Annotated in this window: 30 protein-coding genes and 1 tRNA gene; 15 read left to right on the plus strand and 16 right to left on the minus strand. The window is 58.2% G+C overall.

Features of this window, described 5'->3' with window-relative positions:
- Positions 1-19: 19 nt before the first annotated feature.
- Complete coding sequence (locus Q0864_RS00440) at positions 20-238, minus strand: DUF465 domain-containing protein (protein ID WP_298565008.1); 219 nt, start codon at positions 236-238, stop codon at positions 20-22.
- A gap of 163 nt (positions 239-401) precedes the next feature.
- Here Q0864_RS00440 and Q0864_RS00445 point away from each other — a divergent pair, with 163 nt between their 5' ends.
- Positions 402-815, plus strand: coding sequence for an Hsp20 family protein (locus tag Q0864_RS00445; RefSeq protein ID WP_298565012.1), 414 nt, complete (start codon positions 402-404; stop codon positions 813-815).
- 4 nt (positions 816-819) lie between these two features.
- Positions 820-1059, plus strand: coding sequence for a DUF1150 family protein (locus Q0864_RS00450; protein ID WP_298565015.1), 240 nt, complete (start codon positions 820-822; stop codon positions 1057-1059).
- A 176-nt stretch (positions 1060-1235) separates the two neighbouring features.
- On the opposite strand, the gene Q0864_RS00455 is transcribed toward Q0864_RS00450, so the two are convergent.
- From Q0864_RS00455 to trxB, 3 genes are all read right to left on the minus strand, one after another.
- Positions 1236-3311, minus strand: coding sequence for a bifunctional sulfate adenylyltransferase/adenylylsulfate kinase (locus Q0864_RS00455; protein WP_298565018.1), 2076 nt, complete (start codon positions 3309-3311; stop codon positions 1236-1238).
- Between the two features lie 124 nt (positions 3312-3435).
- Complete coding sequence (locus Q0864_RS00460; protein ID WP_298565021.1) at positions 3436-3876, minus strand: RES family NAD+ phosphorylase; 441 nt, start codon at positions 3874-3876, stop codon at positions 3436-3438.
- Complete coding sequence (gene trxB, locus Q0864_RS00465) at positions 3873-4814, minus strand: thioredoxin-disulfide reductase (RefSeq protein ID WP_298565024.1); 942 nt, start codon at positions 4812-4814, stop codon at positions 3873-3875. Before trxB ends, Q0864_RS00460 begins: the two co-directional genes overlap by 4 nt.
- A 266-nt stretch (positions 4815-5080) precedes the next feature.
- Between trxB and Q0864_RS00470 the strand changes: the two genes are divergently transcribed.
- The gene (locus Q0864_RS00470) at positions 5081-5581 is read left to right on the plus strand and encodes an Lrp/AsnC family transcriptional regulator (protein WP_298565026.1); all 501 of its coding nucleotides are present in this window, start codon (positions 5081-5083) and stop codon (positions 5579-5581) included.
- A gap of 475 nt (positions 5582-6056) precedes the next feature.
- On the opposite strand, the gene pgeF is transcribed toward Q0864_RS00470, so the two are convergent.
- The 3 genes from pgeF to lgt are packed head-to-tail and all read right to left on the minus strand — an operon-like array spanning position 6057 to position 8805.
- Entirely contained in the window at positions 6057-6815 is a 759-nt protein-coding gene (gene pgeF / locus Q0864_RS00475; protein ID WP_298565028.1) for a peptidoglycan editing factor PgeF, read from the minus strand.
- Positions 6812-7900, minus strand: a complete 1089-nt coding sequence (locus Q0864_RS00480; RefSeq protein ID WP_298565031.1) for an SAM-dependent methyltransferase — start codon at positions 7898-7900, stop codon at positions 6812-6814. The genes pgeF and Q0864_RS00480 overlap by 4 nt, the downstream gene beginning before the upstream one ends.
- The gene (lgt, locus tag Q0864_RS00485) at positions 7897-8805 is read right to left on the minus strand and encodes a prolipoprotein diacylglyceryl transferase (RefSeq protein WP_298565034.1); all 909 of its coding nucleotides are present in this window, start codon (positions 8803-8805) and stop codon (positions 7897-7899) included. The genes Q0864_RS00480 and lgt overlap by 4 nt, the downstream gene beginning before the upstream one ends.
- A gap of 92 nt (positions 8806-8897) precedes the next feature.
- On the opposite strand from lgt, the gene Q0864_RS00490 reads away from it, so the two are divergent.
- Positions 8898-9146: an accessory factor UbiK family protein gene (locus Q0864_RS00490; protein WP_298565037.1), complete on the plus strand. Its 249-nt coding sequence runs from the start codon at positions 8898-8900 to the stop codon at positions 9144-9146.
- Positions 9147-9248: 102 nt separating this feature from the next.
- On the opposite strand, the gene Q0864_RS00495 is transcribed toward Q0864_RS00490, so the two are convergent.
- Together Q0864_RS00495 and Q0864_RS00500 are read right to left on the minus strand one after the other, a co-directional pair.
- On the minus strand, positions 9249-10037 hold the full coding sequence (locus Q0864_RS00495) for an SseB family protein (protein WP_298565040.1): 789 nt from the start codon (positions 10035-10037) through the stop codon (positions 9249-9251).
- Positions 10037-10669, minus strand: a complete 633-nt coding sequence (locus tag Q0864_RS00500) for a uracil-DNA glycosylase family protein (protein WP_298565043.1) — start codon at positions 10667-10669, stop codon at positions 10037-10039. The genes Q0864_RS00495 and Q0864_RS00500 overlap by 1 nt, the downstream gene beginning before the upstream one ends.
- 96 nt (positions 10670-10765) lie before the next feature.
- Here Q0864_RS00500 and Q0864_RS00505 point away from each other — a divergent pair, with 96 nt between their 5' ends.
- The 8 genes from Q0864_RS00505 to Q0864_RS00540 all read left to right on the plus strand — a co-directional run bounded on the left by Q0864_RS00505 (position 10766) and on the right by Q0864_RS00540 (position 18670).
- Positions 10766-11107, plus strand: coding sequence for a metalloregulator ArsR/SmtB family transcription factor (locus Q0864_RS00505; protein ID WP_298565046.1), 342 nt, complete (start codon positions 10766-10768; stop codon positions 11105-11107).
- On the plus strand, positions 11100-12149 hold the full coding sequence (locus tag Q0864_RS00510; protein WP_298565049.1) for a permease: 1050 nt from the start codon (positions 11100-11102) through the stop codon (positions 12147-12149). The genes Q0864_RS00505 and Q0864_RS00510 overlap by 8 nt, the downstream gene beginning before the upstream one ends.
- Before the next feature lie 151 nt (positions 12150-12300).
- Entirely contained in the window at positions 12301-13599 is a 1299-nt protein-coding gene (locus Q0864_RS00515) for a Na+/H+ antiporter NhaA (protein WP_298565052.1), read from the plus strand.
- Between the two features lie 209 nt (positions 13600-13808).
- Positions 13809-14468: an ATP-binding cassette domain-containing protein gene (locus Q0864_RS00520; protein ID WP_298565055.1), complete on the plus strand. Its 660-nt coding sequence runs from the start codon at positions 13809-13811 to the stop codon at positions 14466-14468.
- A complete protein-coding gene (locus Q0864_RS00525) occupies positions 14446-16197 on the plus strand; it encodes a capsule biosynthesis protein (RefSeq protein ID WP_298565058.1) in 1752 nt (583 codons plus the stop codon). Before Q0864_RS00520 ends, Q0864_RS00525 begins: the two co-directional genes overlap by 23 nt.
- A gap of 1 nt (position 16198) precedes the next feature.
- Positions 16199-17032: a 3-deoxy-8-phosphooctulonate synthase gene (gene kdsA / locus Q0864_RS00530; RefSeq protein WP_298566137.1), complete on the plus strand. Its 834-nt coding sequence runs from the start codon at positions 16199-16201 to the stop codon at positions 17030-17032.
- 2 nt (positions 17033-17034) lie between these two features.
- A complete protein-coding gene (locus tag Q0864_RS00535; protein ID WP_298565061.1) occupies positions 17035-18477 on the plus strand; it encodes a phosphomannomutase/phosphoglucomutase in 1443 nt (480 codons plus the stop codon).
- A gap of 118 nt (positions 18478-18595) precedes the next feature.
- Positions 18596-18670 (plus strand) — tRNA-Gln (locus tag Q0864_RS00540).
- 181 nt (positions 18671-18851) lie between these two features.
- Here Q0864_RS00540 and Q0864_RS00545 read toward each other — a convergent pair.
- The 4 genes from Q0864_RS00545 to Q0864_RS00560 form a co-directional block, all read right to left on the minus strand.
- Positions 18852-19292 (minus strand): hypothetical protein, encoded by a 441-nt coding sequence (locus Q0864_RS00545; protein ID WP_298565064.1) that lies wholly within the window; start codon positions 19290-19292, stop codon positions 18852-18854.
- Between the two features lie 196 nt (positions 19293-19488).
- Entirely contained in the window at positions 19489-19977 is a 489-nt protein-coding gene (locus tag Q0864_RS00550) for a recombinase family protein (RefSeq protein ID WP_363317598.1), read from the minus strand.
- Positions 19978-20268 carry a DUF3489 domain-containing protein gene (locus Q0864_RS00555; RefSeq protein ID WP_298565067.1) on the minus strand — a complete coding sequence of 97 codons (291 nt, stop codon included), beginning with the start codon at positions 20266-20268 and terminating at the stop codon, positions 19978-19980.
- Between the two features lie 172 nt (positions 20269-20440).
- Positions 20441-21316 (minus strand): LysR substrate-binding domain-containing protein, encoded by an 876-nt coding sequence (locus Q0864_RS00560; protein WP_298565070.1) that lies wholly within the window; start codon positions 21314-21316, stop codon positions 20441-20443.
- 99 nt (positions 21317-21415) lie between these two features.
- Between Q0864_RS00560 and Q0864_RS00565 the strand changes: the two genes are divergently transcribed.
- The gene (locus Q0864_RS00565; protein ID WP_298565073.1) at positions 21416-22120 is read left to right on the plus strand and encodes an SDR family oxidoreductase; all 705 of its coding nucleotides are present in this window, start codon (positions 21416-21418) and stop codon (positions 22118-22120) included.
- Positions 22121-22127: 7 nt separating this feature from the next.
- A complete protein-coding gene (locus tag Q0864_RS00570) occupies positions 22128-22361 on the plus strand; it encodes a DUF6552 family protein (RefSeq protein ID WP_298565076.1) in 234 nt (77 codons plus the stop codon).
- A gap of 41 nt (positions 22362-22402) precedes the next feature.
- On the opposite strand, the gene Q0864_RS00575 is transcribed toward Q0864_RS00570, so the two are convergent.
- Positions 22403-23293 (minus strand): LysR family transcriptional regulator, encoded by an 891-nt coding sequence (locus Q0864_RS00575; RefSeq protein ID WP_298565079.1) that lies wholly within the window; start codon positions 23291-23293, stop codon positions 22403-22405.
- A 233-nt stretch (positions 23294-23526) separates the two neighbouring features.
- On the opposite strand from Q0864_RS00575, the gene Q0864_RS00580 reads away from it, so the two are divergent.
- Positions 23527-24240 (plus strand): epimerase, encoded by a 714-nt coding sequence (locus tag Q0864_RS00580; RefSeq protein ID WP_298565081.1) that lies wholly within the window; start codon positions 23527-23529, stop codon positions 24238-24240.
- A 204-nt stretch (positions 24241-24444) separates the two neighbouring features.
- Here Q0864_RS00580 and Q0864_RS00585 read toward each other — a convergent pair whose 3' ends face one another.
- On the minus strand, positions 24445-25008 hold the full coding sequence (locus Q0864_RS00585; protein ID WP_298565083.1) for an isoprenylcysteine carboxylmethyltransferase family protein: 564 nt from the start codon (positions 25006-25008) through the stop codon (positions 24445-24447).
- 295 nt (positions 25009-25303) lie between these two features.
- On the minus strand, positions 25304-25891 hold the full coding sequence (locus tag Q0864_RS00590) for a polymorphic toxin-type HINT domain-containing protein (protein WP_298566141.1): 588 nt from the start codon (positions 25889-25891) through the stop codon (positions 25304-25306).
- Positions 25892-25976: the final 85 nt, after the last annotated feature.

Raw genomic sequence — 25976 nt, forward strand, 5'->3', positions numbered from 1 at the left:
GGCTGGGGCCGTGATGCAATCAGGCAATGATATCGGGGGTCAGTTTGTCCTCGATCCGGGCAATCTTGTCTTTCAGCGCCAGTTTTTGCTTTTTCAAACGCCGTAGACGCAACTGATCCGCTCGCCCGCTTTCTTCAAGCGCGTGGATGGCGTCGTCCAGATCGCGGTGTTCGGCGCGGAAGACCTCTAGCTCCACTCGGAGCACATCTTCGGTCTTCATCTCTTTGGCATTGCTCATTTTTGCGAGTCGTTCTTTTTGTTGCCGGGCCAGTCTAGCGTCATGATCCGCGCAAGGCCAAGCAAAAGCCACCCCTTGCAAGCCAACAGCGAAGTCCCCATATTTTTGGCACGGCTGCCATACTGGGGCCAAACAAACGTGTCGCTTATTCAAGGACGTGTCGATGACAAAAATGAACTTGGGAACGCATCCTTTCCTGCTTGGGTTTGAACAACTTGAGCGTATGGTTGAACAGGCTGCAAAGTCTGGCAAGGATGGCTATCCCCCCTTCAATATTGAACAAGTCAGCGACCGTGCCTACCGCATCACACTTGCGGTGGCGGGGTTTGCCGACGATGATTTGTCGATCACGGTTGAAAACGCCAAGCTGGTCATACGCGGCGCCCAAAGCGACGTGAAAGATGATCGGGTGTTCCTTCACCGCGGCATCGCGGCGCGACAATTCATGAAAAGTTTCGTTTTGGCCGACGGGGTCGATGTAGTTGGCGCAAATACGGAAAATGGCTTGCTGCACATAGATTTGTCGCGGGCCGAACCGGAGCGTCTGGTTCAGACGATCCAAATCAAGAAGGGGTGAACCGATGAACACCAAGTTTCCGTTCAACCATGATCAGATCAGCAATATTGTCTATGTGAAGCGCGTGGCGATTGATGATCTTCCTGAAGATATCCGCGCAGAAGTGCGCGCCCAGGCGGATGGGGCCGACTCGCTTTACGCTGTCCACCGCGAGGATGGAGAGCAGCTTGCCTTGGTCATGAACCGCGAGCTTGCTTACATGTTGGCCCGCGAAAACGACCTGTCGCCGGTGTCAATCCACTAGGACCGCGCCCGCAGCGGCCTGACCCAGACGTGGTCAGGTATCACTGCGATCCAGCCTTGGTGGACCAATGTGCGCATAACTGGTCTGGTGTCTGTCTAACAGTTTTTGAGGGCTCTGGCCCCGCAAGAAAAAGGCCGAGGCATTGCCTCGGCCCATTCGTTTAGCATCCGAACATGTTAGCCTCTGATCAGGCCCATGTTTTCCAGCTTCAGAAGAACCTGATGGGCGCAGTTGTCCACGTCCACGTTTTCGGTTTCGACGCTGAGTTCAGGGTTCTTCGGCACGTCATAGGGGTCTGAAATGCCTGTGAATTCCTTGATCTTACCTTCGCGGGCCAGCTTATAAAGCCCCTTGCGGTCACGCCGTTCGCATTCTTCGATCGACGTGGCAACATGCACCTCGACAAAGGCGCCATATTGCTCGATTTCTTCGCGCACGGCACGGCGCGTGGTGGCATAGGGCGCGATCGGCGCACAGATGGCGATGCCGCCGTTCTTGGTGATTTCAGACGCAACATAGCCGATGCGGCGGATGTTCAGGTCACGGTGCTCTTTCGAGAAGCCCAGCTCGCTCGACAGGTTCTTACGCACAATGTCGCCATCCAGCAGCGTCACGGGGCGGCCACCCATTTCCATCAGCTTGACCATCAGCGCGTTGGCGATGGTGGATTTGCCCGAGCCTGAGAAGCCGGTGAAGAACACGGTGAAGCCTTGCTCGGCGCGTGGCGGTTTGGTCTTGCGCAGCTCTTCCACGACTGTGGGAAAGCTGAACCATTCCGGGATTTCCAGACCTTCCGACAGGCGGCGGCGCAACTCGGTGCCCGAGATGTTCAGGATCGTCACGTCGTCCTTATCCATGATTTCATCCGCAGGTTCGTATTGGGCACGGTCCTGAACATAAACCATGTGTTTGAAGTCGACCATTTCAATGCCCATCTCTTCCTGATGCTCGCGGAACAGGTCCTGGGCGTCATAGGGGCCATAGAAATCGTCACCAGCGGCGTTCTTGCCAGGGCCAGCGTGGTCACGGCCGACGATGAAATGGGTGCAGCCGTGGTTCTTACGGATTAGTCCGTGCCAGACCGCCTCGCGGGGGCCAGCCATGCGCATCGCAAGGTTTAGAAGGCTCATCGTCGTGGTTGCGCCGGGATATTGATCCAGCACCGCCTCGTAGCAGCGCACGCGGGTGAAGTGGTCGATGTCGCCCGGCTTGGTCATGCCAACGACGGGATGAATTAGCAGGTTGGCCTGTGCTTCCTTCGCGGCGCGGAAGGTCAGTTCCTGATGCGCACGGTGCAGGGGGTTGCGGGTCTGGAACGCCACGATGCGACGCCAGCCCAGCTTGCGGAAATAGGCGCGCAGTTCGTTCGGCGTGTCACGGCGGCCACGGAAATCGTAGTGGATGGGCTGCTGAATGCCGACAATCGGGCCACCCAGATAGATCTTGCCAGCGACGTTATGCAAATAGTTCACCGCCGGGTGCGTTTCGTCGTCTGAGCCAAACACCTTCTCGGCCTCGCGGGATTTGTTCGGCTCCCACCGGTCGGTGACGGTCATCGTCGCCAGAATAACGCCTTCCTGATCGCGCAGGGCGATGTCCTGTCCCAACTCGATCGACTGGGCAAAATCTTCAGAGACGTCCAGCGTGATCGGCATTGGCCACAGCGTGCCATCCGCAAGCCGCATGTTCTCGACGACGCCATTGTAATCGTCTTCCGTCAGGAACCCTTTCAGCGGGTTGAAGCCGCCATTCATCAAAAGCTCCAGATCGCAGGTCTGGCGCGGGGTCAGATCGTGGCTGATCAGATCACCGGCTTCGACTTTCAGTTTCTGCGCACTTTCATACGAGACATAAAGCTCGGGGATGGGTGAGAGATTGTTCTGCATTGGATGTGTCCTGTGTTTTAGAGGAGAAAGACCGCTGGAAGTGCCGGTCAGTTCGGCATGCAGCGCATCGTATTCAGCAAATTTTCGGGCAAGAAACGTATCTCTCAGGCGCACCTTTTCGGCAGCACCCTGAGAGGTGATGGTATAAGCAAAGCGCGGACGCTTGTCGGGGCCTGCTCGCTCGCTGACCTTGATCAGCCCGCGTTCGGCGCAGTTGCGCAACAGCGCATTCAGTCGCCCCAGCGAAATCCCAATCGCTGCCGCGGTCACGCGCTGCGACGCATCCGGCGCCAGATCAAGCTGGCGCAGAAGTCGGAAGATCTGGTCTTCCTCGGCAGAAGTGGTTTTTGTCAGGTGCGACGTCATAGCCCGCGACTCAAAGAGTGTTCACGCGTGAACGCTTTGCATGGTTTACGGCAAACGCAAAGCAGAAACATGCGAATGCACGTGAAATTGCCGACCGTGGCTCAAGAGCAACGCGGCGGGGTGGCTAGGGAAACGGGATCGACTGCCCGGCCAAGCGCACCGCATCCGGGGCGGTTGTAAACAGGGTCAGATGAGTCAAGTCCGGGCGGGACCGCGAGGAATACATCAAGGCTTGCGCGCCATCTGCGCGGGCTTGATCCGAAAATGCCCACGTCGGCGCGGGATGACCCGCAGCCCGACTGTCTTGCCAAACCGCCGAGGCTGCTGACTGCCCACGAATGTCCACAACACGTTCAAGTGTGACCTCAAGCGGCACGATGTGGCGCGGCGCGTCATCAGGAGTCAGATAGCGCTTGATCGCGACGCCGCACCCTTCAGCTGAAAGCGATGTATAGATGGCCATTTGGCCAGAATGGTGAAAACGCCCTTCGGGGGATTGCACCGGCGATGTCGCATCCTGATCAGTGAAGATCAGGCGATAGACACTGCCGGTGTAAGATATCATTCCTGTTCGGCGAGGAAATGTTCGGCTTCAAGCGCCGCCATGCAGCCCATACCCGCCGAGGTCACGGCCTGTCGATATTTGTGGTCGGTCAGGTCACCTGCCGCAAACACCCCGGGGATCGACGTCGCGGTCGAGTCCGGTTTGGTTACAACGTAGCCGCCCATATGCGTTTCCAGTGCGTCTTTCACCAGTTCGTTCGCGGGCGCGTGTCCGATTGCGATAAAGACGCCTTTGGCCGGAATTTCGGTGATCTCACCCGTGGCCACGTGCTTGACGCGCACGCCGGTGACACCCAGCGGATTTTCATCGCCGATGACCTCTTCGAGTGTGTGATCCCACAGCGGCACGATCTTTTCGTTCTTCATCAGCCGGTTGATCAAGATCTTCTCGGCGCGCAGTTCGTCGCGGCGATGGACCAGTGTCACTTTCGATGCAAAGTTGGTCAGAAACAGGGCCTCTTCGACCGCGGTGTTGCCGCCGCCGATGACGACGATTTCCTGCCCGCGATAGAAAAATCCGTCGCAGGTGGCGCAGGCCGAAACGCCGAAGCCCTTGAATTTCTCTTCGCTGTCCAGCCCAAGCCATTTGGCGCGCGCGCCGGTGGCCAAGATGACTGCGTCGGCCTTGTAGATCGTGCCGCTGTCACCGGTTGCGGTGAAGGGGCGTTCGGACAGGTCAAGGTCGGTGATCAGGTCGCCGATGATTTCGGTACCGACCGCTTTGGCGTGGGCCTCCATCTTGACCATCAGGTCGGGGCCTTGGATTTCGGTCTCACCGGGCCAGTTTTCGACCTCGGTCGTGGTGGTCAGCTGCCCGCCGGGCTCCATACCTTGCACAAGGATGGGCTCCAACATGGCGCGGCTGGCATAGACGGCGGCTGTGTATCCGGCAGGGCCGGAGCCGATGATCAGGACTTTGGTGCGACGTGGCTCGGACATGGAAACTTCCTTGAGTATACTGGTTCACACCGCATATAAGCCCGCCCGACGCCGGTGGAAAGCCCATCCAAGCCACGTTCGCAATGCGGTGTTGGCGTCCGGGGTCTGGTCACGTTGAAATGATGTTGCGTCTGCGCGAAATATTGTTGCGCATTTGGTGGCCTCAGGGTAACCTCTGCGCAATTTCCAATCGGAAAACCACTGAAAAGCTATCGGCCTCCTCGCTCATTGGGGGTCACAGATCATACGCCTTGGAAGGTTCATCCATGTCCGCAAGCAAACTTGACCCGATTGACCGCATGATTCTTGCCGAGCTTCAGGCAGATGGCCGAATGACCAACGTGGAATTGGCCAAACGGGTTGGAATTTCCGCCCCGCCCTGCCTGCGACGTGTGCGCACGTTGGAAGAGCAAGGCCTGATCCGTGGCTATCATGCCGATGTCAACGCGCGCGCGCTTGGGTTCGAGGTGCAGGTCTTTGCCATGGTGGGGCTGGTCAGCCAAGCCGAGGCCGACCTGACCGCCTTTGAGGGGCAGTGCCGAAACTGGTCGCTGGTTCGTGAATGTCACATGCTGAATGGCGAAGTGGATTTCATTCTGAAATGCGTCGCGCCGGACCTGTCCACCTTCCAATCCTTCCTGACCGAACAATTGACTGCGGCCGAGAATGTAGCCTCTGTTAAAACGTCACTGGTTATCCGTGGTGCAAAAGACGAACCGGGCGTGCCATTTGACGTGCTGGAAGCCCGAATGGGTGAAACACCCTAACACCCGACCTTTCAAACCGTTTGCAAGACACAAAAAAAGCCGCCCGAAGGCGGCTTTTTCGTTGGTTCATGGCAGGCTACAGGGCTGGAAAGGGGGGAAGGGAAAAGCCCGGAACTTACCTTGAACCGTATAAAACTCTACTATTATGCGACGTGCATGGTGCGGGATTGGCGCATTGCGCGGGTATGGGGCAGGGCCGAAACATCTGTTTCAGCGTCAATGATCCATTTCATCCAGCGGCGTTTGATAGACATGCCAACCTCGTCCGATTGCGGTCCTGAAGACCAATTCTTGTTCGTCTGGGTATAAACTAGATCGCGATTGGGGCATGGGTTTGGCACTGGTAAGAAACTTCAGGTTTCCGACATTCAGGGTGTGGTTTGGGCGAATTCCCCAGTCATTCATAGTCTTTTTCGCGCTTGAGGCGGGTGTCCTCTGCGCCACAATGCGGCGCGAATGTGGCGAGGTATTGGGGTCAGAGCCGGATCGCTGAAATGAGGCGGCCATAATCAGGTTCGTTGCCATGACAGCTTCGGCGATAGGAATAGAATCGCTCCGGGTCGGAATACGTGCAGTAACGTACCCACTCCGCGTGCCGAACACCTGCCGCGCGCAAACAGTGAAGTCCAAAGCCGGGAAGGTCGAACATGGCACGGTCTTCCTTGCCTTGCGCAAAGAAGCGACTGTAATCCGGGTTCTGGCCCATGAAGTCCTCAAGAAACTCCGGACCGACTTCATAGGCGCGTTGGCTGATTGTTGGGCCGATGATTGCCGTGATTGCCGCGCGTTGCGCGCCAAGCGCCTCCATCGCGTCGATTGTTGCTTCCAGGACGCCACCAAGTGCACCTTTCCAACCTGCATGTGCCGCGCCAATGACGCCGGCTTCGGGGTCAGCAAACAGCACGGGTTGGCAATCTGCGGTCAGGATGGTCAGCGCGACCCCCGGCGTGGCGGTGACAATTGCGTCAGCAATTGGTTTGTCGCCCTCGATCGGTCCATCCACAGTTAAAACATCGGGTGAGTGCACCTGATGGACACCGCAAAGATGGGTTTGTTCCACCTTCATGGCGTCGGCAACGCGCGCGCGGTTGATCGCCACCAGTTCAGTCTGGTCCTGACTGCCGGAACCACAGTTCAACCCGGCATATACCCCGGAGGATGCGCCACCTTTGCGGGTGAAAAAGCCATGCATCAGCGGGGCAAGGGCGTCAGAGGTGATGATTTCAAGGGTCATGCGAGGCCGGAGTGAGAAAGGTTGCGGGTCAGACCGGGCAGATCGGGCGCGTCGGCGCGAGTCAGGCCCAGCACTTTGAAGAGCGTCCCCATTTCATCGGGATGCGTCAAGCGCCTGTGCGCAGCGATATGAGTCGCCAGCGTATCGCCGCTGAGGCGATCGGCAAGGGCTTGAGCACGCGGGGTGATACCCAGACGCTCCAGAAAAAGGCCTTGCGGGGTCAACAGGTGCGGCACCAGCGGGTCGGCCGCCCGGACCAAGGCCTCGAAATCCACATGCGCTGTCAGATCAGCCTCACCGGGGGTGGCCAAAGGATCCACGTATTCATGCGACGCCATTGCCTGCAACGTGTCACCGACAGAACGCCAGTCACCATAATCCACGATCAATGCCGCGCCGCCATGGGTGTCGATCCGCTCTGCAAGCAAAGCCATGATGCCGGTGGCTGCAGGACAGAGTTCGACGGTGTCGCCGTCGCGGGTGTCCTCTAACCTGAAGGTCAGCTCATCGACGGGCATGGGGTCGGTCAACCCCATCGTCAGCTTGTCGTCTTGATATCCAATCTGGCGTTCGCGCCAGCCCGCGCCATCGCGCTGATATTGTCGGATTGGCAAGGCATCAAAAAACTCGTTCGCCACAAGGAACAAGGGCGCATCAGGCAGCGTCGCGACGGTGTCGTGGTGCACCAGCTTGCGTGGCGCAAGGGCTTTGCTTTGGAGGCTGCGCAGCACGGGTGATGTTTCGACCAAATGCAGGTTTGCCGCCGTGTGAAACCCGGGCACGGCGGTCGTTGCGCGCAGGATATCTGCCATCAGCGTGCCGCGACCGGGGCCAAGCTCTGCCAGCGTGAAGGATGCTGGTGCGCCTTGATCCATCCAGGCTTGCGCCAGCGCCAGGCCCAGCATCTCGCCGAACATCTGGCTGATCTCGGGGGCGGTGGTGAAGTCGCCGGCCACGCCCAGCGGGTCGCGGGTGGCGTAATAGCCGTGGTCAGGATGCATGAGGCATTCGGCCATATAATCGGCCACGGACATCGGGCCGGTCGCCGCAATCCGGCGGGCCAATATCTGGGCGAGCGGGGTCATCCGGTGGAGGCCTTCGGCGCGCGCCGCGCGGCCCAGATCAAGGTCACTAAGCCGACGGCGATCATCGGCAGCGTCAAGGTCTGGCCCATGGTCAGCCCCCAGTCACCGAACCTGATGACGTGGCCCCACGGGTTGTCGGGTGTGATAAATTGCGCATCCGCCTGCCGGAAGAACTCGACCGTGAACCGCGCCAACCCGTAGCCAAGAAAAAACAGCCCTGTCAGCATACCGGGGCGCTTCAGCCAGCCGCGCCCGAAGGCAAGCACGAGCAGGATAGCGGCCAGCAGTAAACCTTCCAGTGCGGCCTCGTAAAGCTGGCTGGGATGACGCGCGCAGGCGCCCAGTGCGAAATCCCATTGGGGGCAATCCTGCGCGGCCTCACCGGGGAAGATCACGGCCCATGGTGCCGTCGAAGGGCGCCCCCAAAGCTCGGCGTTGATGAAATTTGTCAGCCGCACCAGCCCGATACCGATCGGGGCTGCGATGGCAAGCAGGTCAGCCAGTTGCGCCAGGGCAATCTGGTGTTTGCGGGCAAACAGCCAAGTGATGGTCACGATGCCCAAGAAACCGCCGTGAAAGGCCATGCCTCCCATCCAGACCTTCGGAATATCCAGCGGGTTGGCGATGAAATAAGCGGGTTCATAGAACAGCACATACCCCAGTCGGCCACCCACGATGATGCCGATGATCGCCCAGGTCGCAAGATCTTCCAACTGCGCGCGCGTCATGGGGGGCTCATCGCGCCACAACGCCGCGTTGGAAATGGCGCGGGCGATCACCCACCACCCCACCGCGATGCCGACAAGATATCCGAGCGCATACCAGCGCAATGCAAAGGTGAAGCTGCCAATCTCGACCGAGAAGATCTCGGGCGAGATGGCGGGAAAGGGGATCGCCAAAAACATGGGGCATTCCTGACCTTGTCCGGTGGGACAAGTCAACCTTGTCTCTGCGGGTTCAAATGCGCATATAGGGTCCAGCAAGCGAGGAGATGCCGATGCAGACGCGCAACAAGATTTTGGATGATATGTCGCAACTGATGACCAACGCCATGGGTGTGGCTCAGGGGGCTAAGGACGAAGCTGAAACCGCGATGAAAAGCTGGATGGACCGCTGGTTGGCGGACCGCGATTTCGTCACCCGCGAGGAATTTGACGCCGTGCGCGCCATGGCCCAGAAGGCGCGCGAGGAAAATGAGGCGCTGAAAGCTCGACTGGATGCGCTTGAGAAGAAAAAGAAAAGCTGATCCGCTGTCCCGGCGCGCACGGGGTTGGACCTCGTGCGGCCGTTGTCTGGCGCACCCGCCTTGACAGGGCCGTGGTGGCTGCGGATCGGTCTGTCAAAGACCCTATCGCAAGATCGGTGGCTTTTGCGGATCAGAGCCAGGCGCAACGGGTGCGAGACGTTGAGGTTGCTCAGGCGCGGGCAGGTCAAAGCGCAGCCCGATCGCGGCCAGCTTGCCGGCCACCTGCGCGTTTCCTTCGAAGAACCCCACATCCATTTGCCCTGCATCAAGACCCGAGAACGTGAGCGCCTCGTTTGCGGCGCCTGCCAGGGCGTTTTGTGCGCCCTCGACCGGATCAATGAAGCCCAGAAGGTGCCCTTTGCGCCCGTCTGAATAGGTCACGCAGGCCAGGCAGGCATGGCTTGCCAGCCCGCCCGCCGTCGCCAGCTTCGCATCCAGCGCCGTGATCAACGCTTCGGGAACAGAAGGGGGATGAAGCTCTGCGATGCGCGCTTCGATCTGTTCCGGCCCTGTCTTCAGCGTGTCAGACAGCCATTCCATAGCCTCGGCCGGGATCAGGATCGACGACGGCGCGACCCCAAGGTTCACGCCAAGTCCGATCCCTTGTCCGGCCAGCATCCCGGCGATTACCCGTCCGGGCAAAGCGGCATACGGGGCAGGGCTGCCCACGAAGTCCGCCAGCCGATCCTCGCGGTCAAACACCAGCACATATTTGGCGTCGTCAAGGTCGAACAGATCTGGTTCGATATCGTCGCCCGTGGGCTCTTTGGTCAGCAGCAGGAACAATTCACCGTCAGCGAGCCGTTCATAGAACCGAAGTCGGGCAGCGTCGCTTGTCAGGTCGTCCTGCATGGCGGCATGCGCGTCATCAAGGCGTGTTGTGTCGGTCATCATGTGCCTTTGTCTGTTTGTGGCCGTTCGTTCTTTGGCGCGGGTCCTTGGCCCAGTTCCTCGGCGATGCGCGCGCGCAAGGTGGGCAGCAGGTCGGTCTCGAACCACGGGTTTTTCTTCAACCATCCCGTATTGCGCCAAGACGGATGAGGCAAGGGAAACAGGCGCGGCGCATGATCGCGCCACGCCTTCACCGCATCTGTGACGCTTTGCTTGCGGTCAAGGTGGCGGGCCTGTGCGTGCCCGCCGATGATCAGGGTCAGCGGTGTCTGCGCAAGGGCGCGATCCACGCGATCCGCCCATGTCGTGGCGCAAATCTTTGGGGGTGGCAGGTCCGACCCGGCGGCGTTGTAGCCCGGAAAGCAGAACGCCATGGGGGTGATTGCGATATGGGTCTGATCATAAAAGATCGATCGTTCCACGCCCATCCAGTCACGCAACCGATCTCCTGACGGGTCATCGAAAGGCTTGCCGGACCGATGCACGCGCAACCCCGGCGCCTGCCCTATGATGCGTATGCGTGCGTCAGACTGGAACCAGACCACGGGGCGCGGCGTATGGGCGGTTTCGGTCTTGGCAAACCTGTCCGCGCATAAACGGCAGGCCGCGATGTCGCGTTGCAGCTCCTTCATGGAGTGAGTTTAGGGGGGAGACATCGAGCGGGCAATATTTCGGTGAATGTAGAAATATATCTTGTGTGGCGTGAACTCTTCGATATTACTAGAAATATGAAACACGAATCTCTTGAATCAATCAATGTCGATATCGCGGCCTCGCAGTTCGCAGCGCTTGGATCTGAACACCGCCTGTCAGTGTTGCGCACATTGGTCCGTGCCGGGCCAGAAGGGCTGTCCATCGGCGCGCTGGGCGAACGCTGTGGCGTCACGGGATCGACCTTGACCCACCATATGAAAATCCTCGCGGCTGCCGGTTTGGTGACGCAGGAAAAGCAAGGCCGTAGCATCATTTGCGCGGCTGCCGAATACGAGGTCATGCGCGCACTGTCAGACTATCTTCTGTCAGAATGCTGCGCTGATTGCCCGGAAGGAAAGGGCCACGATCATGGCTGACACGACACATTCGCCCACACCCGCCAAAGGTTGGAAGATCGACAAAGCCTGGGTGGCTATTGTGCTGATCCCGCTGGTGCTTGCGGTCTTTGAACCGGCCGAGGTTTGGCCAATGATCACGTTCGCGCTGACCGCTCTGATGCACACGGCACCCTTCATTTTGTTCGCGATCCTTGCCGTGGCATATCTGAAATCAACTGGCGCCGAGAACCTTTTGGCGCGTGCTTTTGCGGGGCGCGAAGTGCGGATGATCGTTTTGGCGGCGCTCGCGGGTGGATTGTCGCCGTTCTGTTCGTGCGAGGTGATCCCGTTCATTGCAGCCTTACTGGCCGTCGGAGCACCCTTGTCGGCTGTGATGGCGTTCTGGTTGTCTTCGCCCCTGATGGACCCTGCCATGTTTGCGATCACCGCGGGCACATTGGGCACAGGCTTTGCCGTCGCCAAAACGATTGCCGCGGTGTCCATTGGCCTGTTCGGCGGGTTCACGGTAAAAGCGACGGCAAAAACAGTTCTGTTTTCTGACCCTTTGAAAAATACGCCGGCCAAGGCCTGCTGCGCATCGTCAGGCTGTGGTGCGGGTTCCGCCGCCGACGTTTATGCTGGCGAGGTGAATTGGCGGTTCTGGCAACAGGCAGATCGTCGCACGACATTCCGCGACACCGCGTTCGAGAACCTTATGTTCTTGGGCAAATGGCTGCTACTGGCCTATATGATCGAAGCCTTGATGCTGCGGTTTATCCCGGCTGATATGGTCGCTCAGGTTCTGGGCGGCAGCGGTATCGGACCGATCTTGTTGGCCGCCATTGTCGGTGCGCCTGCGTATCTGAACGGCTATGCCGCCGTGCCGATGGTGGCAGCCTTGCTTGAACAGGGCATGTCGAACGGTGCAGCGATGTCCTTTGTGATCGCGGGCGGGGTCAGCTGTATTCCTGCAGCGGTCGCGGTTTGGGCCTTGGTCAAACCCCGCGTGTTTGCGGCCTATCTTGGATTGGCCGTTATCGGAGCGATTGTCGCCGGGCTAAGTTGGGGCGCTATCGCCTGAGGCCTGCTCTGTCGCAGGTTCGTGCCTAGCCATTGTTGTTTGCGCCCGGCTGCAGTATCTCCAACACTCAAAGAACCAGTTGGCCGCGTCCTTGTCGTTACGGGCAAGGACGCGACCCGTTTGCAGCAATGGCAAATAGACGGGACATTTCATGTATCGCGTGTGGAATTTCATCACGGCCTACTCGATCCTTCTGATCAGCGGTGCGGTGATTGCCTTGGTCTGGGCCAATACCAACCCGGACTCCTACCACCTAATCGTAGAGTATCCCTTGTTGTTCAACGGCTGGATCGGTGTGGATGTCGGCCATTGGGAACGCGCGCTGGGCGACGCCGCCCATCACTTTGAATACGGTGATTTCGAACGGGTTTTGACGTTTCACTATCTTATCAACGACATGCTGATGGCGTTGTTCTTTGCGATTGCGGGCAAAGAGGTATGGGAAGCCGTGATCCTTGAAAACGGATCGTTGCGTGGCAAGAAGGCGGCAACGCCGTTGGTGGCGACGGCTGGTGGCATGCTGGGGCCAATCGTGGTCTATCTGGGTATCGCCTATTTCCTCGGATCGACCACCTTTGATGCGGTGTCGCGTGGATGGGCCATTCCGACAGCGACCGATATTGCGTTCAGCTATCTGGTGGGCCGAATAGTGTTTGGGGCAGGCCACCCTGCAGTGCGCTTTCTTTTGCTGTTGGCGATTGCGGATGACGCGGTGGGTTTGATCATTATTGCGATTTTCTACCCTTCGGGCGAATTGGCGCCGGTCTGGCTTTTGCTCTCGATCGTCGCTGCTGCATCGGCCTTTTTGCTGTTCAATTGGCTACCGCGATATCTGGATCGCGGTGACCAATTGCGGTCTCGTTCAACATGGGTGCGCAAGAAACTTGGCTGGATGCCATATGCGATCGCGGGCTGTCTGAGCTGGTTCGGATTTGCACAAGCCGGTATTCACCCGGCCTTGGGCCTGTTGCCGATCATTCCCGCGATCCCTCATGCCGACCGCGCCTTCGGCTTGTTTGCCGAGGCCGAGAAATATCTGACCGACACGCTCAACCAGATGGAGCATACCCTGGCGATCCCCGTCAATGTCGTGCTGTTCTTCTTCGGCCTTCTGAATGCCGGGGTGGAGTTCAGTGCCATCTCTGAGGCGACGTGGCTTGTCTTTGCCGGCCTGATCATCGGTAAACCGCTGGGTATCTTTTTAATGGGGTGGCTTGCGGCCTATCCCATGGGGCTGGGATTGCCTGCTGGGATGCGCACGCGTGACTTGGTGGTCATCGGCTTTGTCGCCGCCATCGGCTTTACCGTCTCGCTGTTCGTAGCCTCGGCGGCCTTTGTGCCCGGACCCGTTCTCGATGCGGCCAAGATGGGTGCCTTGTTCAGTTTCGCGGCGGTGTTCCTGTCCGTTTCTGCGGGTAAGTTGCTGAAGGTTGAAAAGCAAAACGGCTGATTTCCATGTGGCCCCGAAGGCGCTGGTGTCAGTTCCATGCGCCTGTCGCTGATTGCCTGCCAATCGCGCGTAAGGGTTCGTCAGCCACTGTTATACGTTGTCATTTTCGGTGAAATTCCGACATAATGCTGCCCAAGTGGGACGTTATAGGCCTACGTTAACGAAGCTCTGATAAGAGCGGAGAGGCGAAAGCAGTGCCGGAGCGTCGAATGCTCGAGTTCAAAAATGTCAGCAAGTCCTTTTGGACGGGGAAACAGCGCAAAGTCATTCTGGACAATGCGTCGTTTCGCGTTGAATTGGGCAATTCGCTGGGCATCCTGGCGCCCAATGGGACGGGCAAGACGACGCTGATCAACATGATGGCGGGGCTTGAAAAACCAGACGAGGGCGAGATTGTGCGCAGCTGTCGCATTTCTTTCCCTTTGGGGTTTATGGGCGGTGTAAGCGGTCGCCTGTCCGCGAAAGAAAACGCGCGGTATATCGCCAAGCTTTATGGCCTTGACCCGGACTATATCGAGGCTTTTACCCGCTGGCTCTGCGGGCTTGAGGAATACTATGATTTCCCGGTCGCCACCTATAGCAGCGGCATGCGGTCGCGTTTTACCTTTTCTTTGCTGCTGGCGCTGGACTTCGATATCTACCTTATCGACGAAGGCATGCCGCAGACCACGGATGTCGAATTCAACCGCAAGGCCGGTGATGTGCTTCAGGAACGGCTAAAGGGCGCTACTGTCATCGTCGTATCCCACCAGGCGCAGACTCTGGAAAAATTCTGTCACTCTGCCGCCGTTCTGCGCGACGGTCAGTTCAAAATGTTTGACACTTTGGAAGAAGCGAAACAGCTTTATGACTACCAAACCCAAGGCTAAGAAGTATCGCATCGGCCGGACCGGTCAAGCTGCGACGGAGCGCCCCGCGACGGGTGATGCGATGCAACCAGATGCGGTGGCAGACGAGGGTCGCACCGGACCCGACCAGGCGAGCATCGCTAATGCGTCCGGCGATCCTGCTGGCACACGCGCTTCCCCCAAGGTGGGCGGGGCAGGGCCAGCCGCGCGACCGCTCAATCCGTTGGAGGCTGCCGCCCAAGCGCCACACGAAGATGGGTTCCCGAAAGAAGGCTTCAAGGGCACGCAAGGCGCGGGCACCCTGGCGGAGGACGACCTGACCCCCGAACAAGCGGTCGAAGCAATCCGCAAGGAGGGTCTGACCGGTCGCCAGTTGCGCATGGCGCGTCGGGTCGCCCAAAAGCACGGGTTGGCGACCACCTCGGATTTTGACGCCGTTTATCAATTGCGGCGTGCCGGAATCGACCCGTTCCAGCGGGCCAACATGTTGGATTTGGTCGGACCGGCCGCCGATGGGTCCGGAGATGCGGATCAGTCTGTTCACCTTCCCCAGACCGTCGTGCCGCCGCAGCTACCGGCCAATCATGTCTATGATGAAGCAGATCGTGCGCGGTCGGTCTTGGAAATTCAGAAAGACATTGCGCGCCGCCGCCGCCGCAAGTTGCGGATGCTTGTGGTCCGGCTGGCTTTTTTCGTTTTTCTGCCCACGATCATCGCGGGTTACTATTATTACAATGTCGCCACCCCGATGTATGCGACGAAGACCGAGTTCGTCATTCAAAAAGCCGATGGCGCGGGTGGCGGTGGGCTTGGCAGCTTGTTTGCCGGATCAGGTCTGGCGACGTCCCAAGACAGCACCACGGTTCAAAGCTACCTGACCTCGCGCGATGCGATGCTGCGTTTGGATCAGGATGTCGGCTACAAGGCCGTGTTCTCGGACCCCGAGATCGACGCGGTTCAGCGGCTTGAAGACAATGCCTCGAACGAGGCGGCGTATAAACTTTACAAAAAGAACGTGAAGATCGGCTTCGATCCGACCGAGGGCATCGTCAAAATGGAAATTGTGGCGCCAACGCCAGCGGCCAGTGCGCAGTTTTCAGAGCGTTTGATCGCCTATGCCGAAGAACGCGTGGACAATCTGACGCAACGCTTGCGCGAAGACCAGATGAAGGGCTCGCGCGAAAGCTACGAAGAAGCCGAGCTTGAAATGTTCGCCGCGCAGGCAGAGGTTTTGCGCCTGCAAGAAAAGATGGGCGTTTTTGACGCAGCATCGGATGCGTCGTCGCTGATGAGCCAAATCAATGCCTTTGAGGTTCAGGTTCAGGAAAAGCGCTTGGCCTTGCGGCAACTTCTGGACAACAGTCGCCCCAACAAGGCCCGTGTTGACGGGGTCCGCGGCGATATCGAACGGCTGGAAACATTGATCGGCCAGTTGCGGGCCAAGTTGACCGAAGCGGGTGGCGAAAACGGATCATTGGCGTCAATCAGTGGCCAGTTGCGCATTGCCCAGACCAATTTGGAAACGCGCACGCTTTTGATGCAGCAGGCCCTTCAACAGCTGGAAACAGCACGGATCGAGGCCAACAAGCAGACCCGGTATCTAGAGCTTGGCGTACGGCCTGTCGCGCCGGATGAACCCACGTATCCGCGCGCCTTTGAGAATACCATGCTGGCGTTTCTGATCTTTTCGGGCATCTATCTGATGGTGTCGATTACGGTGTCGATCCTGCGTGAACAGGTCTCGTCCTGATATGGGGCGGGTGGTTGTCGGATCGGTTGAGATTGGCAATGATCTGCCGTTGACCATCATCGCAGGCCCGTGTCAGCTGGAGGGCAGCGATCATGCCCTGCGGATTGCGGACAAGATGGCCTCGATCTGCGCGCGTGCCGGTGTGGGCTATGTCTTCAAAGCGTCGTTTGACAAGGCAAACCGGACATCGCTTGATGCGCCCCGTGGTCCGGGTCTTGATGCAGGGCTCAGGATGTTGGCCGAGGTCCGCGCACAAATAGGCGCGCCCGTTCTGACGGATGTGCATCAGCCCGAACATTGCGCGGCCGTGGCCGAAGTCGCAGATATCCTGCAAATCCCGGCCTTCTTGTGTCGCCAAACCGACCTTTTGGTTGCGGCAGCGCGAACGGGGCGTGCCGTCAACATCAAGAAAGGCCAGTTCCTTGCCCCTTGGGACATGGCGCATGCCGTGGGCAAAGTGACCGGGTCCGGCAATGATCAGGTGATATTGACCGAGAGGGGAAGCGCGTTTGGTTACAACACGCTAGTGACGGATATGCGGGCGTTGCCGCAGATGGCGGCGCTTGGGCACCCTGTCGTGATGGATGCGACCCATGCGGTGCAGATGCCGGGGGGGCAGGGCAGCACCTCTGGTGGGCAAAGGCAATTCGCCCCGGTGTTGGCGCGCGCAGCGGTTTCGACGGGGATCGCAGGCGTGTTCATCGAAACGCACCCCGATCCCGACAATGCCCCATCAGATGGCCCGAATATGATTCCGCTTGAGCAGATGGCGCAACTGGTCGATGACCTCGCCGCTTTCGATGCCTTGGCAAAAACCCGGCCGCTACAGCGATGACCATGCGACTTTCGCCCAGCGGGTTTCGAGAATACGACGCGCGCTGGCGCTTTCCTGAAGACATCGATCTGTCCGGAATGCGCAGTGTCGGGCTTGCTTTGGGCACGCAGCTGATGCGCCGCCGCATTGGGCCACAGATCATCTTGGGGCATGACTTTCGCAGCTATTCCCCGTCGGTAAAGGACGCATTGGCCGAAGGCTTGCAGATGGCCGGGGCGCATGTGCGCGACATAGGACTTAGCCTGTCGCCGATGGCGTATTTCGCGCAGGCCCATCTCGATATTCCGGCCGTCGCCATGGTCACAGCCAGCCACAACCCGAATGGCTGGACGGGCGTGAAAATGGGTTTTGATCACCCGTGCACGCATGGGCCGGAGGACATGGAAGAGCTTCGTGAGATAGCGACAACCGGCGATTGGACGGTTCAGGGCGGTGGCAGGATCGACCGCGTGGACGGTATCAAAGAGGCATATTTGGCCGACCTGACAAACGGGCCGGGTCTGTCGCGCCCTCTCAAGATCGTCTGCGCGACGGGCAATGGCACGGCTGGTGCCTTTGCCCCCGACCTCTTGCGTCGCCTGGGCGCAGAAGTTGTCGAACGGCACTGCCAACTGGACCATAGTTTCCCTAACTACAATCCAAACCCCGAAGCGCTTGAGATGCTGCATGACATGGCGCAGGCCGTCCGCGCATCTGGTGCCGACTTTGCCCTTGGCTTTGATGGAGACGGCGACCGCTGCGGTGTTGTCGATGCGCAGGGAAACGAGGTGTTTGCTGACAAGATGGGTCTGATCTTGGCCCGTGACATGGCGCGCGCGCATCCAGGGTCACACTTTCTGGCAGATGTAAAATCCACAGGCCTTTTCGCAACCGACCCGGTGCTGGCCGAGCACGGCGCATGCGTCGAATACTGGAAGACCGGACACAGCCATATGAAACGGAGGCTTCGCGACACTGGCGCGTTGGCTGGGTTTGAGAAGTCAGGCCACTACTTCATTGGCCCGCCGATTGGGCGGGGATATGATTGCGGCTTGCGTGTCGCGGTCGAAATCTGCCGCCTGATGGACCGTCATCCGCTCAAATCGCTATCTGATCTCGTAGACGAACTGGAACCGTGCTGGACCTCTGCGACCTTGTCTCCGGCCTGCCCGGACGACCAGAAATACGCGGTTGTCGCGCGAATGAGGGATCGGCTTGAACAGATGCAGCAAGCCGGCGAGAAGATCGCTGGACGACGGATCGCCGGGATGCTGACAGTGAATGGGGCGCGGGTAAAGCTTGAGGATGGCTCTTGGGGTTTGATCCGAGCATCGTCCAACACGCCCAACCTTGTTGTCGTTTGCGAAAGCATGCAAAGCGCCGAGGATTTGCGCCATATCTTCGACGGGTTCAACGCCTTGCTGCAACAAGAACCTTCGGTCGGTGCGTATGACCAAACCTTGTAACCAGATTAGGCCGAAGGCCCCGTTGTGGAAGGTCACGAGGCCAACTGGAAATTCACTCGCATTCCCCCATTTTGGGGTTGCGCCTTGGTTTGGCTTTGGCTAGGAAAGCGCGCACTGCTGGGGTGTAGCCAAGTGGTAAGGCAACTGTTTTTGGTACAGTGTACCGTAGGTTCGAATCCTACCACCCCAGCCACTAACTTCCCTGTTTTCAGACGCTGAACAGTTACCGCGCGAATGTCGCGTGTGTTCGGGCGCCTGGCAGACTGGGATTTCAGCAGAGACGCAGATAAGAGCACGAACCGGGCCGATTACACGCCGTAATCTCTGTTTGCGATTCCGGCGGTATGAGTTTGCAGATTTCAGGGTGTTTTGTTTTAGAGCGATGCGAACTGCGTGCGCTGTTCAGTCCAGACAGCCGAGAACCGGGTCTTGATCAGGTAGTCCGTGGTGAGGTCATCGGGCTGTCCGCCCGCGGCGATGCCGTCAAGAACATCGGGCACAAGCATTGCCAGGTTGGTCACCTCCTGAACGCGGCGCTTCGATACCCCTTCATTTTCGGTGATCTCAGAGAAGGCTTTTCCTGCGATGACCATTGCCAGCCAGCTGCGCCCCTCCATGATGTTCTGCACCAGCGTTCTGTCGATCTCTGCCGGTGCCTCGCCGAGATGGAGTTTCAATTCCACGCCTCGCCGGCGCATCTGGAATGGAGCGTCGATCGTCAATTCCATAACATTCATTTGTTCCGTTGCATTGCCCTTTTCCTGAAGTCTTTTCGAGACATCTGCGAGTTCGGCGGCAATCAACCCTTCGGTCATTGACACCGCTACGCCGGGTCTGGTCAGAAGCTGCCCTACCAGTTCAGCCAGCTAGCCCTCTATCTGTTGTGCGGGCAGCCGCCACGCATCCGGATGCTTCCGGCTGCGATCTTTGACCAGCCTGCGGGAGATATAGTAGCGAAGTCGTTTACCGTTCTTGCGGCTGTGACTAGGTGTCAGACGATCGCCGGTTTCATCAAGGAGCTTGCCCGCCAGAGGTGATCTGGTCGCTTTTTTGTCTGGAACCGCGAGCAACCGCTGCCCCGCTCTGCAGCATGTCCTGAACCTTGTCCCACACTGCCGGGCCGATGACGGCTGAATGTTGTCCCTCATAGGCCTGTTTCTTGTCCCGGATTCGTACCGCCGTGACCTCACGTTCGAACTGGGCAAAGCTGAGCGGCATGTTCAATGTCAGGCGCCCCATGCTGGTTGCGGTGCTAGAGCTTTGTGTGACAGATATGAAAGAGGTTTCAGCCGCATCCAACTGGTCAACCAGCTTGGCGAAGTCGGTCAGAGGACGCTTCAACCTGTCGATCTTGTAGACCACAATCTGATCGACGCGTTTCTCGTCTACAGCCTGCATCAGTCGTTGAAGCGCCGGGCGCTCCAGATGTCCGCCCGATATGCCGCCATCGTCATAGTGTTCGGGCAGCAGTTCCCAGCCCTCGTGTTTCTGGCTGGCGATCTAAGCCTTACAGGCTTCCCGCTGTGCATCCAGCGAGTTGAAGTCCTGCTCCAGCCCGTCTTCCGACCTCTTGCGGGTATAGATGGCACAGCGGATCCGTCGCATCACTGAACCCCAAAGAAGCGTGGCCCGGGCCGTATGCGGCTGCCAACCGAATGCCTTCTCCATTCGTGGAATCAAAGCGCTGGTCTTGCGGTTCAGCAGTTTGGTCAGTTGTTCCCGTCGCACTGGCCTCGCCTTTACGGCTTTTGCTTTCGCGGCTTTGGTTTTCTGTGCGGTTTCCGTCATCATCGCCCTCGACTCATTTGCGAAGGCCAGTCCTTCGTCCCGTATTGAGTGAAGCCCGGCGATCCCGGGCGATGTTTCGTGACGAAAGCACCGCTCTCAAATGCCTGGAAGTCCAGTGGGTTGTTAGAGAAAGGGCGGGACGCAGACCTTCGCTGCAGGTGAGCAACAAAGGCAGTTATGGGTATTCTGCCTTCGCGGCAAACCATTCCACGACAGCTTGAGACGATGAACTGCGTTTCGGCCCGCGCATGGTCAACATGTAAAAGTGTTGATCGCCCGTAAGCGTTTCAGAAATGACCTGCACAAGATGATTTGCCGCAATGTCACGCTTTACGAGAAAACTGCTGACAAGGGCTACGCCCTGGCCTGAAAGCGCGGCGTCTATGGTGAGAGCGGTCTGGTTCAGGCGCAGTCCGTGGCCTCCATGATCCTCGATTTTCAGATTCTTAAGAAAAACGGGCCAGAGATTGTGGGCGTCGTGCAATTTGGGCAGTTGTGACAGGGCTTCCGGGGTGAGCGGCAAGCGGTGCTGCGCGACCAGTGAAGGGGCTGCAACTGCGATGATCTCCTGCCGAAACAGGCGGACAACATCCAGCGCCGCGCCGAATGGCGGTTTCCCTTGTCGGATGGCCACATCGATCCCGTCGCCGTGAAAGTTCGAGATCTTTTCAGTGGCAAGGATCTGCAGGTCGATCTGTGGATGGGTCGCCGAAAAATCTGGTAGGTTCGGGATCAACCATTTTGCCGCGAAGGTCGGCGTGACACTTACCAAAACCCTACCCGGTTCGGGGCGCAAGGTCGCGGTGGCCGCACGCAATTCCTCGAACGCTGTGGCGATACGCCCATGGTAGCTGCGGCCGGATGATGTGAATGCCAACCCTTTGGACAGCCGTTCGAACAGGGGTATTCCCAGCTGAGCTTCGAGTTGCCGCACTTGCTGCGCGACGGCGCCTTGCGTCACGCCCAATTCTTCGGCCGCAGCACGGAAGTTCAGATGACGGCCTGCCACTTCGAATGCGCGCAATCCGTTGAGGGACGGAACCTGGGTCATCTGACAATAGTATTCCTACTGTCAGGCAACATCAATTCTTACGCGCAATATTCGTCAACTTCCTTTAAAAAATTGGTTGAATCAATGTTGGAGAATACCATGTCAGTAGAAAAGGTCGCACTTATCACAGCTGGTGGCAGCGGCATGGGCGCTGATGCTGCACGCAAACTGGCCGCAGACGGCTTTCGTGTCGGGATCTTGTCTTCGTCCGGTAAGGGTGAGGCGCTCGGCAAGGAGTTGGGTGGTTTTGGGGTCACCGGGTCAAACCGCTCGAACGACGATATTGCCGCACTGGTAGAAGGCGCGACTGACCGGTGGGGTCGGGTCGATGTTTTGGTCAACTCGGCTGGGCACGGCCCGAAAGGCCCGGTGCTGGACATCTCGGATGATGATTGGCACCTGGGCATGGAAGTCTATCTGCTGAACGTCGTTCGGCCTGTGCGACTGGTGACGCCAGTCATGCAGGCGCAGGGTGGCGGAGCAATCATCAACATCTCGACCTTTGCTGCCTTCGAGCCCGATCCGCTGTTCCCGACCTCGGGCGTGTTCCGCGCCGGCCTTGCCGCATTCACCAAGCTATACGCGGACAAGTACGCGCCCGACAATATCCGTGCGAACAATGTCCTGCCGGGGTTTATCGACAGCCTGCCTGAAACCGAGGATCGCCGCGCGCGTATTCCCATGGGGCGGTATGGCAAAGCGGACGAGGTGTCGTCGCTGATCTCTTGGCTGGCATCCGAGCAGGGTGCTTACATGACAGGCCAGAACCTGCGGATCGACGGTGGGCTGACCCGTGCCGTCTGATGTCGCAATGGCCGCGCCCACGACAGGGCGCACCGCTTTTACGGTGAAGTGGGCAGCGTCGATTGTCCAGATCATGGGCTATACGGCGACGGCCTTCGGCTGGACACCTTGGAACCTATATTTGTTTCTTGTGGGCGTTCTGGGCTGGTTTGCAGTCGGTGTGCTGTGGAATGACAGGGCGATCATGCTGATCCACTTCGTTGCCCTTGGTGCGATGCTTTTCGGGATGAGCAGCGCTTGAGTGGTTGCAGGACATTGATAGAAGATTTGCGTCCGCCATAGTTAACCCGGCGCAAGATGGTCTATCAGCAATTTCCACACTCGTTTGACCCGCGGGGACTTGTGTAAAGTTTCATGCGCAGCGAGCCACATGGGCAGACTTGGCAGATCAGGCTGGAAACTTAGCTTTCGAACCTTCGGGTCTGCGTCCGCGATGCAGGTTTGCATCGCACCAACGCCGCATCCGGCGCGCACCAACTCCCAGAAGACAGCCTGCTGGTCACAGCGAACACCGAAATAGTGTTTGTCGATCTGGAAGCCCAGTTTGCGCATCTGGCGCAGGATCATTTCCGATCGGTCAAAACCGACAAACGGAAAGGCGGCAAGATCCTTGAGATTTTTTGGTTGCCCCCTTTGAAGCAGGAGATCATGGGCGGCGTAGAGCGCCAGCGGCTGTTCCTCGAGTTTTCGGGTCACAGTGTCAAGCTGCTCAGGGCGGAACATGCGGATTGCGATGTCTGCCTCGCGAAAGACGAGGTTCTCGGTCGTATCGGAGGGGACCAGTTCGATTTCGATGTCAGGTTCGCTGCTGCGTATCTCTGCAATGATTGGCGGGAGCAGATAGTGGGAGATGACCACGCTGGCGGTGATCCGGACAGTGCCGGACAGGCGCTCGTCATGGCCTGCGGCCAGAGTTGCCATCCGCGCATAAGCCCGTTCCATGTCTCGGGCGGGTTCCAACAACAGAAGGCCAGCCTCGGTCAGCTGTAGGCCGCTCGCGACCCGGACAAACAAATGGGTGCCCAACGCAGCTTCGGCGGCTTTGACATGCCGGCCGAGCGTCGGCTGGCTCTGCCCGATTTTCTTGGCAGCTGCGGTCAAGGATCCAGTTTCGGCCACAGCGAGGAAGGCGCGAATATAGGTCCAGTCCAATCTATCTGAATTCAGTAACATTCAATATTGAATACCCAATATTAGTATTTCCGCAATCCCAATTCATATCCATTCGCCTTATCTGTTGCCAAACATTCGAATGGAGCAATGGAATGACAGGAACAGTGTTGATACTGGGCGCCTCTGGACGGTTTGGCAGACACAGCGCTTCAGCCTTTGAAAACGCGGGCTGGGTCGTCAAACGATATCGACGCGCCTCAGACACCATGTCGGAAGTTGCAAAGGGTTGCGATGTGATCGTCAACGCGCTGAACCCACAAAACTACCACGACTGGAAAAATACCTTGCCTCGGATCACGCGGGACGTGATCCATGCAGCGAAGGTCAGTGGTGCGACGGTGATCCTGCCCGGAAATGTCTATCACTTCGGAGATCAGGGCGGCATCTGGTCAGAAACGACCCTACCCAAACCTGTCAGTCGCAAGGGTCAAATCCGGCTGCTGATGGAGCGCACCTATGCCAGCAGTGATATACAAACCATCGTGCTGCGCGCGGGCAGTTCAATCGACCCTGATCGGCGGGGCTGCGTTATGTCAGAGATGTACCTGCGAAGGATCGGAACCAACAGGATCACTTTGCCCGGACCGGCTGAAATAAGGCAGGCGATGTGCTTTGTGCCGGATTGGGCGCGCGCTGCGGTCGAATTGGCCGAAATGCGACACGAATTAGCAGCATTCGAGGATATTCCGTTTGAGGGGCATACGCTCACAGCGCTGGAGATCAAAGCTGAGCTTGAGCGTCTTGCGAAACGCGACCTGAAATTTGTTCCATTTCCTTGGAGGCTGATGACGCTGACATCTCCTGTATGGGAGCTTGCCCGGGAGTTGAGAGAAATGAAATATCTCTGGAACACCGATCACGCCCTTTCAGACGAGCGGCTGAAACAGTTGCTGCCCGATTTTCAGGTCACGCCTCTTGACGACGTTCTCCTGAGTTCACTCCCATAGCCCTCTGGGTGGGCAGCGGCGTGTTTCCGACCATGCGGCTTTCGGAGCTTCGCCGCCGTTCGTTAGATGGCGATGCTGCGCGATGAACAAACGGACGCCACCTGACGGGTGTTCTCACAGTCATCGTCAACGGCCATTCGCAGAAGGATAGCAACCAGATGTTGCCGTGAAACTGAAAAGGTTGAAGCAGTGTTTGCTTTTTGGTCAGAAGAATCGCCGAACCGCTTGGCAATATTCGCGGAATTGTTCCCCGTATTCCTGCGCAAGCCAACGTTCCTCTATGAATATGGCAACCAAATAGATCAGTGCCCAAGTGACCAACGTTGCGATTGCAAATGGAACAGGGATGAGCAAAGCCCACCCCGCAAGGCCGAACCAAGTAGCGATGTAAATTGGATTACGTGAGTAACGAAATATCCCGTCGGTGCGCAGTCCTTCTTTCGACCCAAATGCGTTAGCCCAACCAAGCGCTATTGTTGCGCCAAATGCAATGGCGAAGCCGCAAGCAAACAACAGGATGGCCAGAACCTTTGCTGGCGCAGAAACAGGCAACCCGATGCGCCAAACATAGAGTATCGAGAAAATGATCAATCCGTAGACCACGATCCGAAACAGGATCATAAACACTGTCTTTTTCCTTGGTTGGCCTTCAGGAGGCGGCCAAAATCTGAAATTCGGATTGATGAGTTGATATGTGACAAGCGCCAAAAGAATGGAGCTTGATGTGAACGTCAGAATGGGAAGCGCGCTAAGCAGGAGATCAATCATAAGCGCATCTTAGATAGGCAGTTTGCCTTGGCAACTGGATCATGGGAATGAATGACCCATTGGTCCGCACTGCCGTCATTCTGGCAATGGAAATGCTGCACGATGGATGATTGACCAGTCTGGGAAAGCTGCGTCGCAGAGATGGACGCTTAGCCCAAGGTCTGCTCAGGACCGAATAAAGAGCTCCGGCGCAATACCATTGCGCTCTTTCGCGTGAACTATTCTGCGTCATATGGATTTGATTTGCCCAATAAACTTCGTGGGCCACGATGAGTGGATGGCAAGCGGATACGTGCTAGAGCTGGCGGGCGGCGAGTTCATCACCCGTGACGGCGAAGGTCTCGGACCCTGGCGTGTCGTAGAATACGATCCCGAAGATGAATTCAGTAGCGGACGTTTCGAGTGATCCTCCACCACTGACATGAAAATGAGCCGGGCCGTGGTCATTAGGGAAGTTGCTCGTATAGCATTCGCCGTTGACAGTAGCCTTTGAAGGGTTGGGGGGTGGAGCATTGTTATTATGCCCCCACGCCTCCAGTTCTCCGGCGAAGTAGGTGTGGGCGTCGGCAATCTCGAGGTTGTGGACGCGTTGGGGGTTATCATCGGCCTCCACCGACAGCACCAGCAGTTCGCACAAAGCCGCATCCCGGATCTTGTCCCCTGCCTCAACCTCGCCCACAGGCAACCAGCCTTTGCCGGCCACAAACATCGGATGTTCCGAGGTGACACCAAGCCGCGTCGTCGTCCCATCCGCCCGTGCAAGCTCGACCCAATAGGTGTCCAGCGCCACGCGGGTCATCAGAGCCGCTACGGGGAAGGTGCCCGAAACGCCCGTGTCTTCGTTGCGGGCGATAACAAGATCGCCCTCGCGCAGGGATTCGATGGCGACTTATATCACGCGTTCATCCGCTATCCTTGGCACACACATGTAGAACCAAGCGCGAAGCCCAAACGCATTCCGGCGCAAA

This window comes from uncultured Aliiroseovarius sp. (assembly GCF_947497285.1).
GTDB lineage: Bacteria > Pseudomonadota > Alphaproteobacteria > Rhodobacterales > Rhodobacteraceae > Aliiroseovarius.